General features: G+C 73.2%; 12 protein-coding genes. All 12 read right to left on the bottom strand.

Features of this window, described 5'->3' with window-relative positions:
• Positions 1-89 precede the first annotated feature (89 nt).
• The 12 genes from LUW75_RS19500 to uvrC all read right to left on the bottom strand — a co-directional run bounded on the left by LUW75_RS19500 (position 90) and on the right by uvrC (position 13082).
• On the bottom strand, positions 90-1607 hold the full coding sequence (locus tag LUW75_RS19500; protein WP_250336769.1) for a PH domain-containing protein: 1518 nt from the start codon (positions 1605-1607) through the stop codon (positions 90-92).
• Positions 1604-2104: a PH domain-containing protein gene (locus LUW75_RS19495; protein WP_250336768.1), complete on the bottom strand. Its 501-nt coding sequence runs from the start codon at positions 2102-2104 to the stop codon at positions 1604-1606. Before LUW75_RS19495 ends, LUW75_RS19500 begins: the two co-directional genes overlap by 4 nt.
• A gap of 4 nt (positions 2105-2108) precedes the next feature.
• Complete coding sequence (pgi, locus tag LUW75_RS19490) at positions 2109-3764, bottom strand: glucose-6-phosphate isomerase (RefSeq protein ID WP_250337735.1); 1656 nt, start codon at positions 3762-3764, stop codon at positions 2109-2111.
• A gap of 184 nt (positions 3765-3948) precedes the next feature.
• Entirely contained in the window at positions 3949-4284 is a 336-nt protein-coding gene (locus LUW75_RS19485; protein WP_010352468.1) for an RNA polymerase-binding protein RbpA, read from the bottom strand.
• Between the two features lie 115 nt (positions 4285-4399).
• Positions 4400-4630, bottom strand: a complete 231-nt coding sequence (secG, locus tag LUW75_RS19480; RefSeq protein WP_250337734.1) for a preprotein translocase subunit SecG — start codon at positions 4628-4630, stop codon at positions 4400-4402.
• 120 nt (positions 4631-4750) lie between these two features.
• Positions 4751-5527 (bottom strand): triose-phosphate isomerase, encoded by a 777-nt coding sequence (gene tpiA / locus LUW75_RS19475; protein WP_250336767.1) that lies wholly within the window; start codon positions 5525-5527, stop codon positions 4751-4753.
• Between the two features lie 5 nt (positions 5528-5532).
• Positions 5533-6744: a phosphoglycerate kinase gene (locus LUW75_RS19470; protein ID WP_250336766.1), complete on the bottom strand. Its 1212-nt coding sequence runs from the start codon at positions 6742-6744 to the stop codon at positions 5533-5535.
• A 112-nt stretch (positions 6745-6856) separates the two neighbouring features.
• Complete coding sequence (gene gap, locus LUW75_RS19465) at positions 6857-7861, bottom strand: type I glyceraldehyde-3-phosphate dehydrogenase (RefSeq protein ID WP_250336765.1); 1005 nt, start codon at positions 7859-7861, stop codon at positions 6857-6859.
• A gap of 247 nt (positions 7862-8108) precedes the next feature.
• Complete coding sequence (gene whiA, locus LUW75_RS19460; protein ID WP_250336764.1) at positions 8109-9098, bottom strand: DNA-binding protein WhiA; 990 nt, start codon at positions 9096-9098, stop codon at positions 8109-8111.
• Positions 9089-10222 carry a gluconeogenesis factor YvcK family protein gene (locus LUW75_RS19455; protein ID WP_462933803.1) on the bottom strand — a complete coding sequence of 378 codons (1134 nt, stop codon included), beginning with the start codon at positions 10220-10222 and terminating at the stop codon, positions 9089-9091. The genes whiA and LUW75_RS19455 overlap by 10 nt, the downstream gene beginning before the upstream one ends.
• Positions 10111-11082 (bottom strand): RNase adapter RapZ, encoded by a 972-nt coding sequence (gene rapZ, locus LUW75_RS19450; RefSeq protein ID WP_462933754.1) that lies wholly within the window; start codon positions 11080-11082, stop codon positions 10111-10113. The genes LUW75_RS19455 and rapZ overlap by 112 nt, the downstream gene beginning before the upstream one ends.
• Positions 11061-13082 carry an excinuclease ABC subunit UvrC gene (gene uvrC, locus LUW75_RS19445; protein WP_250336761.1) on the bottom strand — a complete coding sequence of 674 codons (2022 nt, stop codon included), beginning with the start codon at positions 13080-13082 and terminating at the stop codon, positions 11061-11063. Before uvrC ends, rapZ begins: the two co-directional genes overlap by 22 nt.
• Positions 13083-13130 lie beyond the last annotated feature (48 nt).

The raw sequence follows: 13130 nt of genomic DNA, 5'->3' as shown, positions 1-13130 counted from the left end.
TCCCCCCGGGCGACGGCCGCCCGGTCGGCCCCGGCCTTCGGCAGGCCCCGAACCGCTCCTCGGGTCCGCCGGCGACCACGGCCCCCGGGTCACTCCGCCGGTTCCAGGAACGGCTCCAGGAGACCGGGGACGGCGGCGGCCGCGAAGCGCAGGCCCTCGTTCCCGTCGGCATCGCGCACGTCGTAGGCGCCGTCGCCGGCGGCCGTGGTGGCGGTGAGGGTGAGCAGTCCGGCGCGCCGCTGGAGGTACGACTGCCTGACCGTCCACCCGATGACGCCGCCGCGCCGGAGGGCGACGGTCGACCGGCGCACCGTCCCCGAGCGCGCCACCAGGTAGTCGCCGGCCAGGCCGTGGCCGAGGCTCCGGTACGCGTCGAGGGCGAGGAGCACCGCGGGCGGCAGCAGCACCAGGGCGGTCGCCCCGGCGGCGTACAGCGGGGCGCGGGCCTCCAGCACGGCCCCGAGCGCGGCGAGCACCAGGGCGGGCAGCAGCACGGCACCCACCGCCCGGCGCAGCCGCCGGGTGCGGGCCGCCCGGGGGTGGACGGCGAGCTGCGCGCCGGTGGGCGGCGCGGGCTCGCGCAGGACGCGGGCGGCGATCCCGTCCGCGACGGCGCGGGGCACGGCGGGCAGCAGTGACCTGTGGGTGCCGTGCCTCTCGTCGCCGCCCCGCGCGAGGCCGGTGGCGACGGCGTCCACCCGCGCGGCCCCCAGCAGCCGGACGCCGAGCGGCTCGACCAGTTCCACGCCGCGCAACCGCCGCTCCTCGACGGACAGCGAGCGGGCGGTCAGCAGGCCCCGCCGCACCCGCAGCGTGCCGCCGGGTTCCCGCTCCAGCCGGAAGCCCCACCACATCTCGGTCCACAGGGCGAGTGCGCCGACGGCCCCGGTGAGCAGCGCGGCGGCGACGGCCACGAGGACGCTCCACACGACCGGGACGCCCCGGAGGAGGTCGCCCGCCCGGTCGACGAGCTCGTCCCGCTTCCCGAACCACTCGCTGACCTGCAGCACACCGCCGATCGCCGCACCGCCCAGAAGCGGGGCGGCGAAGGACGCCGGCGCGTACCGGACCCACGACGGGTCCAGGGCGGCCAGTTCGCCGTCGGTCCGGTCCGCCGCGCCCGCTCCGGGGGCGTGGCGCAGCAGTTCGCGCCGCAGCCGCTCGCCCTCGGCCCGGGTGACCGCGTGCAGCTCCAGTGTGGACTCGGTGCCTCCGGTGCCCTCCCCCGTCCCGATGCGCACCTTCACCAGGCCGAGGAGGCGCAGCAGCGGATGGGCCGTCAGGTCGACGCTGCGGACGCGCTCCCGGGGCAGGGAGCGGCGCCGCTCCAGCACCGGCAGCCGCAACCGGAGCTCGACCCGCTCCTCCCCGACGCGGTAGCGGGTGCGCAGGCAGCGGACGTACTCGACCGCGGCGCCGCCGGCGGCCAGCAGCAGGAACCCGGCGGCCACCAGCAGCAGTGCGCCGGCCGTGCCCATCGGGCCGGTCAGGCCGAGGAACGCCGGCACGGCGCCGCCGGCCGCGACGCCGGCCCCGGCGGCACCGGTGACGAGTGCCGTGCGCCGGTCGAGCCGCCGCCACCGCCCGTCGCCGGGGGCCGCGCTCACGTCGCGTCCCCCGGCGTGTCGCGGGTGGTCAGCGTCAGCCGCTCGGCGAGGTCGGCGGCCAGCCGGTGGTCGAGTCCCGGGACGGTGACCGCGCCCCTGGCGGACGCCGTGGTGACCGTGACCGTGGCGAGCCGGAACGCCCGCTCCAGGGGGCCGCGGACGGTGTCCACGGTCTGGACGCGGGACATGGGGGCGATCCGCCACTCCTGCCGGAGGAGGCCGGTGCGGACGTAGACCGCCTCGTCCGTCACCTCCCACCGGTTGGCCCGGAACCACCGGCGGGGAAGGAGCGCGGCGCACGCGAGTCCGGCCGCGGCCACCACCCCCGCGGCGGCGAACAGCCAGGTGCGGGCGGGCTCCAGGAGGCCGCCCAGCACGGCCGGGACGGCCGTCGGCACTGTCGCCGCCAGCAGGCACCGGGTGCGCCACCAGGCGACGGCCCGCCGGTCGGGCGTGTTCCGCGGCGGCCGCAGCCGCACCGCGCTCTCCCCCCGCACCGCGTCACCCCGCCCGCGACGCCCGGTAGGCGGCGGCCAGGGCCGCCGTGGAGCTGTCGAGGTCCTCGCCGCCGGTCCCCCGCGTCAGGACGGGCTCGATCCGCTTGGCGAGGACCTTGCCCAGCTCGACGCCCCACTGGTCGAAGGAGTCAACGTTCCAGACCGCGCCCTGGACGAAGACCTTGTGCTCGTACAGGGCGACCAGCTGGCCCAGCACCGACGGGGTCAGCTCCTCGGCGAGGATCGTGGTCGTCGGGTGGTTGCCGCGGAACGTCTTGTGCGGCACGAGTTCCTCGGGGACGCCCTCCGCCCGCACCTCCTCGGGGGTCTTGCCGAAGGCGAGCGCCTGCGTCTGGGCGAAGAAGTTGGCCATCAGCAGGTCGTGCTGGGCCGCGAGGCGGGGTGGCAGGCCGTCGACGGGCCGGGCGAAGCCGATGAAGTCGGCCGGGATCGTCTTCGTGCCCTGGTGGATCAGCTGGAAGTAGGCGTGCTGGCCGTTCGTGCCGGGCGTGCCCCAGACCACCGGGCCGGTCTGCCAGTCGACCGGCAGGCCGGAGCGGTCCACGGACTTGCCGTTCGACTCCATGTCGAGCTGCTGGAGGTAGGCCGGGAACCTGGACAGGTGGTGCGAGTACGGCAGCACCGCGTGCGACTGGGCGTCGAAGAACGCGCCGTACCAGACGCCGAGGAGGCCCAGCAGCAGTGGGGCGTTCTCCTCCGGCGGGGCGGTGCGGAAGTGCTCGTCCACCAACCGGAAGCCGTCGAGCATCTCGCGGAACCGGTCCGGGCCGATGGCGATCATCAGGGAGAGGCCGACGGCGGAGTCGTACGAGTAGCGTCCGCCGACCCAGTCCCAGAACTCGAACATGTTCGCCGTGTCGATGCCGAAGTCCGCGACCTTCCCCGCGTTGGTCGACAGGGCCACGAAGTGCCGGGCGACGGCCTCCTGACCGGCCTTCAGCCCATCGAGCAGCCACTCGCGGGCGGAGGCCGCGTTGGTGAGGGTCTCGACGGTGGTGAACGTCTTGGACGCGATGACGAAGAGGGTCTCCTCCGCGTCCAGGTCCCGGACCGCCTCGTACAGGTCGGCGCCGTCGACGTTGGAGACGAAACGGAACGTCAGGTCGCGGCGGCTGTGGGGCCGCAGCGCCTCGTAGGCCATGGCCGGCCCCAGGTCGGAGCCGCCGATGCCGATGTTGACGATGTTCCTGACGGGCTTCCCGGTGTGGCCCGTCCACGCGCCGGAGCGGACGCGCTCGGAGAAGGCGGCCATCCGGTCCAGGACGGCGTGCACGCCGGGGACCACGTTCTCCCCGTCGACCTCGACGACGGCGTCGCGCGGGGCGCGCAGCGCGGTGTGGAGGACGGCGCGGTCCTCCGTGGTGTTGATCCTCTCGCCGCGGAACATGGCGTCCCTCAGCTCCGCGACGCCGGTGGCCTCGGCCAGCCGGCGCAGCAGCGCCAGGGTCTCGTCCGTGACGAGGTGCTTGGAGTAGTCCAGGTGGAGGTCGCCGACTCGCAGGGTGTAGCCGGTGCCGCGTGCCGGGTCGGCGGCGAACAGGTCGCGCAGATGTGTCGTACCGAACCGCTCGCGGTGCTCCGCCAGCGCGGCCCACTCCGGCATCCGGGTCAGCCTCGGGCGGCTGCTTTCTGCGTTCATGCTGGACATCAGCCCACTTCTTCTCGTATCTGCCTGCTTGCCCGCTGCACTCCCAACCTAATTGATCTGCCCCTCCTCCACCGCCCCGCCCGCGGGCCGGGGCCGTCCGGTGACGCGAAAAGGGCCCTGCTCGCGGAAACCCGTGGGGTTTCGCGGGCAGGGCCCGTGCCGGGGGTGCCGGGGCTCAGATCTCACCGCGCAGTTTGGCCAGCGCCTCGGCCAGGATCGCCTCGCCGTCCGCGTCGCTGCGGCGCTCCCTGACGTACGCCAGGTGCGTCTTGTACGGCTCGGTGCGCGGCGGGGCCGGCGGGTTGTCCCGGTCCTGACCGGCCGGGAAGCCGCACCGGGGGCAGTCCCAGGTGTCCGGGACCTGCGCGTCGCTGGCGAAGCTCGGCTGCGTCTCGTGCCCGTTGGAGCACCAGAAGGAGATGCGGAGCCGGGGCGCGGACTCACCGCGCTCGGCCTCCCCCATCGGCCCCGCCCCGACCCGGCTCCCCCGGATCGCGTTGCCACTTGCCACGGTCGTCACTCCCTGCGTGATGGTGCTCGAGGATGCCCCAGTCTACGTAAGGCCCAACGCGCGTCCGGCGACGGGAGTTACCCCGCCCTCGGGACGCGGGACGGGGGGCTGCCGGTCAGCCCTCCAGCTTGACCAGCAGCCCCACGACGACGATGCAGGCGACCCAGAGCAGGCCGACGACGACGGTGATGCGGTCGAGGTTGCGCTCGGCGACCGAGGAACCGCCGACGGAGGACTGCATGCCGCCGCCGAACATGTCGGAGAGACCGCCGCCCTTCCCCTTGTGCATCAGCACCAGCAGCATCAGCAGCAGGCTGAACACGATCAGGGCAATCGAGAATCCCATAATCACGGCTGGACCCTACTTCCTGGCAATTCTCTCGGACTGGATGGACGGCGGGGGCCCGGGCTCGCCCGAAGCCCCCGGGCCCCCGCAAGGGTACGACGATTCGGCCCTACCGCATACTCACTGGTCGCGGAAGCGGACGATCCTGACGAACTCCTCCGGGTCCAGGGAGGCGCCGCCGACCAGGGCGCCGTCCACGTCGGGCTGCGCCATGATCGCGGCGATGTTGCCGGCCTTCACGGAGCCGCCGTACTGGATGCGGACCCCGTCGGCCGCCTCCCGCGAGTACAGCTCGGCGAGGCGGCCGCGGATCGCGCCGCACACCTCCTGCGCGTCCTCGGGGGTGGCGACCTCTCCGGTGCCGATGGCCCACACCGGTTCGTAGGCGACGACGATCGTCCCCGCCTGCTCGGCGGGGACGCCCTCGAGCGCGCCGTCGAGCTGCGCGAGGGTGTGGGCGACCTGGCCGCCGGCCTTGCGGACGTCGAGGCCCTCGCCGACGCAGAGGATCGGGGTCAGGCCGTGCCGGAACGCGGCCTTCACCTTCCCGTTGCAGACGGCGTCGGTCTCGCCGTGGTACTGGCGGCGCTCGGAGTGGCCCACGGTCACGTAGGCGCACTTCAACTTGGCGAGCATGGCACCGGAGACCTCACCGGTGTACGCCCCGGAGTCGTGCGCCGACAGGTCCTGGGCGCCGTACCTGATCTTCAGCTTGTCCCCGTCGACCAGGGTCTGCACGGAGCGCAGGTCGGTGAAGGGCGGCAGGACGGCGACCTCGACGGCGTCGTGGTCCTTGTCGGTGAGGGCGAAGGCGAGCTTCTGGACGTGGGCGATGGCCTCGAGGTGGTTGAGGTTCATCTTCCAGTTGCCCGCCATCAGCGGGGTGCGGGTGGTCACGGTGTTCAGTCCTCCAGTGCGGCGAGGCCGGGGAGCGTCTTGCCCTCGAGGTATTCGAGGCTGGCGCCGCCGCCGGTTGAGATGTGGCCGAAGGCGTCCTCGTCGAAGCCCAGGGTCCGGACGGCGGCGGCGGAGTCGCCGCCGCCGACGACCGTGAAGGCCGGGGAGTCGGCGAGCGCCTGGGCGACGGCCCTGGTGCCCTGGGCGTAGTCGGGGTGCTCGAAGACGCCCATGGGGCCGTTCCAGAAGACGGTGGCGGCGTCGGCGAGTTTCGAGGCGTACAGCTCGCAGGTCCTCGGGCCGATGTCGAGGCCCTTCTGGCCCGCGGGGATGGCGTCCGCGGCGACCGTGGCGGGGTGGGCCGGGGCCTTCCCCGCCAGGTCCGGGAACTCGGCGGAGACCAGCACGTCGACGGGGAGGACGAACTCCACGCCGCGCTTCTCGGCCCGGTCCAGGTACTCCCGGACCGCCGGGATCTGGTCCTCCTGGAGCAGCGAGGCCCCGACCTCGTGGCCCTCGGCCTTGAGGAAGGTGTACGCCATGCCGCCGCCGATGAGGATGCGGTCGGCCTTCTCCAGCAGGTGGTCGATGACGCCGAGCTTGTCGGAGACCTTCGAGCCGCCGAGGACGACCGCGTACGGCCGCTCGACGTCGTCGGTGAGCTTCCTCAGCACGCCGACCTCGGCGGCGATGAGGTGGCCGGCGTAGGCGGGCAGCAGCTTCGGCAGGTCGAAGACGGAGGCGTGCCTGCGGTGCACGGCGCCGAAGCCGTCGCCCACGTACACGTCGGCGAGTGCGGCGAGGCGGGCGGCGAACTCGGCGCGCTCGGCGTCGTCCTTGGACGTCTCGCCCGCGTCGAAGCGGAGGTTCTCCAGGACGGCGACCCCGCCGGCTCCGAGACCGCCCACGGTGTCGTGGGCCTCGGTGCCGATGGTGTCGCCGGCGAACGCGACGGGTGCGCCGAGCAGTTCGGCGAGGCGCACGGCGGCGGGGCGCAGCGAGAAGGCCGGGTCCGGCGCGCCCTTGGGGCGGCCGAGGTGGGAGGCCACGACGACCCGGGCACCCGCCTCGGCGAGGGCCCTGACCGTGGGCAGGACCGCGCGGATGCGGCCGTCGTCGGTGATGGTGGTGCCGTCCAGCGGCACGTTGAGGTCGGCGCGGACGAAGACCCGCTTGCCTTCGACTCCCCGCTCGAGAAGTGTGTGGATCGTCTGCATCGGTTGGTGCTCCTTGGAGAACTCGTGGCCGGGGCAAGCCACGGGGCCCGTACAGCGCGGTTTCGCGCTGCCCGGGCCCCGTGCTCACATCGAGGTGCCCGCCTGCTGTCTATCAGAGCCGCTCGCCGATGAAGACAGTCAGGTCCACGAGACGGTGCGCGTAGCCCCATTCGTTGTCGTACCAGCCGACGACCTTGGCCTGCCTGCCCTGCACCAGCGTCAGCGACGAGTCGAAGGTGCAGGAGGCCGGCCAGTTGACGATGTCGGAGGAGACGATCGGGTCCTCGGTGTACTCCAGGATGCCCTTCATCTGGCCCTCGGCGGCCTTCTGGAAGGCGGTGTTGATCTCTTCCCTGGTGGCCTCGTGCTCGAGCTCCAGGACGAGGTCGGTGACCGAGCCGGTCGGCACCGGGACCCGCATGGCGATGCCGTCCAGCTTGCCCTTGAGCTGCGGGAGGACGAGCGCGGTGGCCCTGGCGGCCCCGGTGGACGTGGGGATGATGTTCTGCGCGGCGGCGCGGGCGCGGCGGAGGTCCCGGTGCGGGAAGTCCAGGATGCGCTGGTCGTTGGTGTACGCGTGGACGGTGGTCATCATGCCCTTGACGATGCCGAAGTTCTCGTCGAGGACCTTGGCCATCGGGGCCACGCAGTTGGTGGTGCAGGAGGCGTTGGAGACGACGTGGTGGCTGGCCGCGTCGTACTTGTCCTGGTTGACGCCCATGACGATGGTGATGTCCTCGCCCTTGGCCGGAGCCGAGATGAGGACCTTCCTGGCGCCGCCGGCGATGTGCTTCTCGGCGTCGGCCTTCTTGGTGAAGATGCCGGTCGACTCGATGACGACGTCGACGCCCAGCCCGCCCCAGGGGATGTCGGCCGGGTCGCGCTCGGAGAGCACCTTGACGGTGTGGCCGTCGACGGTGATCGTGTCGGCGGTGTGGGTCACCTCGGCCTTGAGGCGCCCGAGGACGGTGTCGTACTTCAGCAGGTGGGCGGTGGTCGCGGTGTCACCCAGGTCGTTGACAGCCACGATCTCGATGTCCGCGCCCTGCTCCAGCAGCGCGCGGAAGTAGTTGCGACCGATGCGGCCGAAGCCGTTGATTCCTACGCGGATCGTCACGAACCGATCTCCTCGTTGGGGTACGCCGGGGTCGACGCCCGGCGATCTCTGTGTGGGATGTCCCCGACCGCCTTCGACACTACCCCTCCCGGGCCTCCGCGGCGGCATTCAGCGCACCGGAACGACCCGAACCTTGCAAGATACAGTCGGGTGATGTGTTTGTCATCCCCCTGCTCGGTGTGCGCAACGGCAAACCCCGCCGGGCCCACGGGAGGGGCGGTGCGGCGGGGCTCGCGGGGCGGTGGGCTCAGCCGACGAGGCCGTCGGCCATCTCCTCCGTCAGGTTCGACTCCGTGCCCGGGATGCCCAGGTCCTGGGCGCGCTTGTCGGCCATCGCCAGGAGGCGGCGGATCCGGCCCGCGACGGCGTCCTTGGTCAGCGGCGGGTCGGCGAGGGCGCCCAGCTCCTCCAGCGAGGCCTGCTTGTGCTCCATGCGCAGCCGCCCGGCCGCCGCGAGGTGCTCCGGCACGTCCTCGCCGAGGATCTCCAGGGCGCGCTGCACGCGGGCGCCGGCGGCGACGGCGGCGCGGGCCGAGCGGCGCAGGTTGGCGTCGTCGAAGTTGGCGAGCCGGTTGGCCGTGGCGCGGACCTCGCGGCGCATCCGCCGCTCCTCCCAGGCCAGTACGGACTCGTGGGCGCCGAGCCGGGTCAGCAGTGCGCCGATCGCGTCGCCGTCGCGGACGACGACGCGGTCCACGCCCCGCACCTCGCGGGCCTTGGCCGCGATGGAGAGCCGGCGGGCGGCGCCGACCAGGGCGAGTGCGGCCTCCGGGCCGGGGCAGGTGACCTCCAGGGAGGAGGAGCGGCCGGGCTCGGTCAGCGACCCGTGCGCCAGGAAGGCGCCGCGCCAGGCGGCCTCGGCGTCGCAGGTGGCCCCGGAGACGACCTGCGGGGGCAGGCCCCGGACCGGCCGGCCGCGGCCGTCGACCAGGCCCGTCTGGCGGGCCAGCTGGTCGCCGCCCGCCACCACGCGCACCACGAAGCGGGAACCGCGCCGCAGCCCGCCCGGGGCCATGACGATCAGCTCCGAGCCGTGCCCGAAGATCTCCGCGATGTCCCGTTTCAGGCGGCGTGCCGCCATCGCCGTGTCCAGCTCCGCCTCGATCACGATCCGGCCGCTCACCAGGTGCAGGCCGCCGGCGAACCGCAGGACCGACGAGACCTCGGCCTTTCTGCAGCAGGTGCGGGTGACGGGGAGCCGGGAGATCTCGTCCTTCACCGCTGCCGTCATCGCCATGGGCCGATCCTTCCATGCATCCGAAAAATACGGTCGTACGCGGCGGCCAGCAGCTCCGGGTCGTGCTTGGGCAGGCCGTCCTTCCTGGCCACCGGGGCCAGCTCGACCGCCGCGCCGAGGCGCTTCGCGGCGTCCGCCAGCGAGTCGCGGTCGGGTACGGCGGCCTCGTCGGCCAGCACCACGTCCAGGGCGAGTTTAGGTGCGTGTCGGGCCAAAACCTCCAAATGACGCTGCGGGGAGAACCCGGCGGTTTCACCGGGCTGCGGCGCGAGGTTCAGCGACAGGACCCTGCGGGCCCTGGTCCCGACGAGCGCGTCCAGCAGTTCGGGCACCAGGAGGTGCGGGATCACCGAGGAGAACCACGAGCCCGGGCCGAGGACCACCCAGTCGGCGTCGAGGACCGCGGCGACGGCCTCCGGGACGGCCGGCGGGTCGTGCGGCACCAGGTGCACCGACTGGACCTCGCCGGGCGTGAGCGCCACGGTCGCCTGGCCGCGCACGGTGTCCACGTCCTCCGGCCGGGCCGGGTCGTGGCCCCTGACGAGCGCCTGGAGCTCCAGCGGCACGGCGGACATGGGCAGCACCCTGCCCTGCGCCCCGAGCAGTCTGCCGACCAGGTCGAGCGCCTGCACGTGGTCGCCGAGCTGCTCCCACAGGGCGACGATCAGCAGGTTGCCGACGGCGTGCTCGTGCAGGTCGCCCTTGGACTGGAAGCGGTGCTGGATGACCCGCGCCCAGGTCTGGCCCCAGTCGTCGTCGCCGCACAGGGCGGCGAGGGCCTTGCGCAGGTCCCCGGGGGGCAGGACGCCCAGCTCCTCGCGGAGCCGGCCGCTGGACCCGCCGTCGTCGGCGACGGTGACCACCGCGGTCAGGTCGCCGGTGATCCGGCGCAGGGCGGCGAGGGACGCGGACAGCCCCATGCCGCCGCCGAGCGCCACGACCTTCGGCTGCGCGCCGCGTCCGCGCAGCGCGCGCGCGGACGGGGTGCCGACGCGCCGCCGGTGCGGGCGCCTCACTCGCGCCCCATGTCCCGGTGCACGACGACGGTCTCGACCCCTTCCGAGGCGAGCCGGGCGGCGAGCTTCTCGGACACGGCGACGGAGCGGTGCTTGCCGCCCGTGCAGCCGACGGCGACGGTGACGTACCGCTTGCCCTCGCGGCGGTAGCCGGTGGCGATCAGCTGGAGCAGTTCCGCGTACCGGTCGAGGAACTCCTTGGCGCCCGGCTGGTCGAAGACGTAGGCGGACACCTCCTCGTTGAGCCCGGTGAAGGGGCGCAGCTCGGGCACCCAGTGCGGGTTGGGCAGGAAGCGGCAGTCGACGACGAGGTCGGCGTCGACGGGCAGGCCGTACTTGTAGCCGAACGACATGACGGTGGCCCGCAGCTCGGGCTCCTCCTCGCCGGCGAACCGGGCGTTCATCTTGGCGCGCAGCTCGTGCACGTTGAGGTTGGAGGTGTCGATCACCAGGTCGGCGTCGCCGCGCAGCTCGCGCAGCAGGTCGCGTTCGGCGGCGATGCCGTCGACGATGCGGCCGTCGCCCTGGAGCGGGTGGGGGCGGCGCACGGACTCGAAACGCCGCACGAGCGCCTCGTCGGAGGACTCCAGGAAGACGATGCGGCGCGTGACCTGCTTGGCGTCGAGGTCGGCGAGGGACTCGCGGAGGTTGTCGAAGAACCGGCGTCCGCGGACGTCGACGACGACGGCGATCCGGGCGACGTTGCCCTGGGAGCGGGCGCCGAGCTCGACCATGGTGGGGATCAGGGCGGGCGGCAGGTTGTCCACGACGAACCAGCCGAGGTCCTCCAGGCACTTCGCGGCGGTGCTGCGCCCGGCGCCGGACATCCCGGAGATGACCACCAGCTCGGGGATGGCCGCCTCGGCGGCCTCGCCGGCCTCGATCGTCGTGCCCGTACTCACGTCTGCTGCTCCGTCTTCCCGGTCGTCGTGCGCGGTGTGGTCATTCATGTCCGGTCGCCCGTCCATACGGTTCCCCCGTCGTCGTCCTCGATGATCTCCCCCGTCGCCGTGTTCACGGCCGGGGCGGCCGGAGCCGCCCGGGCGAGGGCTGCGGCGACGGCTTCGGCGGTCTTGCGGCCGAAGCCGGGGACCTCGCAGATCTGGTCGATTGTCGCCTGCCGGAGCCGTTTCACCGAACCGAAATGCTTGATCAGCACCTGTTTGCGCGTCTCCCCCAGACCCGGCACGTCGTCCAGGGGGCTGGTGCGCAGCCGTTTGCCGCGCTTGGCGCGCTGGTAGCGGATGGCGAAGTCGTGGGCCGTGTCGCGGATCCGCTGGAGGAGGTACAGGCCCTCGCTGGTGCGGGGCAGGACGACCGGGTCGTCCTCGTCGGGGAGCCAGACCTCCTCGAGCCGCTTGGCCAGGCCGCACACGGCGACGTCGTCGATGCCCAGCTCGTCGAGGGCCCGGCGGGCGGCGGCGACCTGCGGTCTGCCGCCGTCGACGACGACGAGCTGGGGCGGGTAGGCGAACCTCCTCGGCCGGCCGTTCTCCTCGGCGGGGGCCTCCCCGTCCCCGGCGGGCCACTCCCCCGTCCGCTCCTTCTCCGCGAGGTAGCGCCGGAAGCGGCGGCTGACCACCTCGTGCATGGAGCGGACGTCGTCCTGGCCCTGACCGTGCCAGACCTGCGTGTCCCCGACGCGGCCCTTGATCTGGAAGCGGCGGTACTCGCTCTTGCGGGGCAGCCCGTCCTCGAAGACGACCATGGACGCGACGACGTCCTCGCCCTGGAGGTGGGAGACGTCGAAGCACTCGATGCGCAGCGGGGCCGCGTCCAGGCCGAGGGCCTGGGCGATCTCCTCCAGGGCGCGGGAGCGGGTGGTGAGGTCTCCGGCGCGCCTGGTCCTGTGGAGGACGAGGGCCTGCTGGGCGTTGCGCCCGACGGTCTCCATCAGGTCCTTCTTGTCGCCGCGCCGCGGCACGCGCAGGGACACCTGGGAGCCGCGGCGGCCGCTCAGCCACTGCGTGACCGCGTCGGAGTCCTCGGGCAGGGCCGGGACCAGGACCTCCTTCGGCACCGCCTCGCCGTTCTCCTCGCCGTACAGCTGCTGGAGGGCGTGCTCCACGAGGCCGGCCGTGTCGACGGCCTCGACCTTGTCGGTGATCCAGCCGCGCTGGCCGCGGACCCGGCCGCCGCGGACGTGGAAGATCTGGACGGCGGCCTCCAGCTCGTCCTCCGCGACGGCGACGAGGTCGGCGTCGGTGGCGTCGGCGAGGACGACGGCGTTCTTCTCCATGGCCCGGCGCAGGGCCTGCACGTCGTCGCGGAGGCGGGCGGCCCGTTCGTACTCCATCTCCTCGGCCGCCGCCGCCATCTCCTGCTCCAGGCGGCGGATGTACGTGCCGGTCCGGCCGGCCATGAAGTCGCAGAACTCCTCGGCCAGCTCGCGGTGCTCCTCGGGAGCGATCCGGCCGACGCAGGGCGCCGAGCACTTGCCGATGTAGCCGAGGAGGCAGGGGCGGCCCGTGCGGGCGGCGTTCCGGAACACCCCGGAGGTGCACGTGCGGACGGGGAAGACGCGCAGGAGCAGGTCGACGGTCTCGCGGATGGCCCACGCGTGGGCGTACGGCCCGAAGTAGCGCACGCCCTTCTGCTTGCGGCCGCGTGTGACCTGGACGCGGGGGAACTCCTCGCCGAGGGTGACGGCGAGGTAGGGGTAGCTCTTGTCGTCGCGGTACTTGACGTTGAAGCGGGGGTCGAACTCCTTGATCCAGGAGTACTCCAGCTGGAGCGCCTCCACCTCCGTGGAGACCACCGTCCACTCCACGGACGCGGCCGTGGTCACCATGGTCCGCGTGCGCGGGTGCAGGCCCGCGAGGTCCTGGAAGTAGCTGGCGAGGCGCTGGCGCAGGGACTTGGCCTTGCCGACGTAGATCACACGACCGTGCTCGTCGCGGAACTTGTAGACCCCCGGCGAGTCGGGGACCTGCCCCGGCTTGGGGCGGTAGCTGGAGGGGTCGGCCATACCTCACACCCTACTGGCGCGCGCCGACGGCCCGGCGGGGTGCGGGAA

The organism is Streptomyces sp. MRC013 (genome assembly GCF_023614235.1).
Lineage (GTDB): Bacteria > Actinomycetota > Actinomycetes > Streptomycetales > Streptomycetaceae > Streptomyces.
Note: the sequence above shows the minus strand (reverse complement) of the source record. Positions and strands in the feature narration are given on the sequence as shown.

What these genes read in the sequence shown, in the direction of transcription:
- pgi (WP_250337735.1), bottom strand. Translation starts at nt 3,764, where the DNA reads ATGAACGCAGAAAGCAGCCGCCCGAGGCTGACCCGGATGCCGGAGTGG.
- secG (WP_250337734.1), bottom strand. Translation starts at nt 4,630, where the DNA reads ATGGGATTCTCGATTGCCCTGATCGTGTTCAGCCTGCTGCTGATGCTG.
- LUW75_RS19470 (WP_250336766.1), bottom strand. Translation starts at nt 6,744, where the DNA reads ATGCAGACGATCCACACACTTCTCGAGCGGGGAGTCGAAGGCAAGCGG.
- whiA (WP_250336764.1), bottom strand. Translation starts at nt 9,098, where the DNA reads ATGGCGATGACGGCAGCGGTGAAGGACGAGATCTCCCGGCTCCCCGTC.
- rapZ (WP_462933754.1), bottom strand. Translation starts at nt 11,082, where the DNA reads ATGGACGGGCGACCGGACATGAATGACCACACCGCGCACGACGACCGG.
- uvrC (WP_250336761.1), bottom strand. Translation starts at nt 13,082, where the DNA reads ATGGCCGACCCCTCCAGCTACCGCCCCAAGCCGGGGCAGGTCCCCGAC.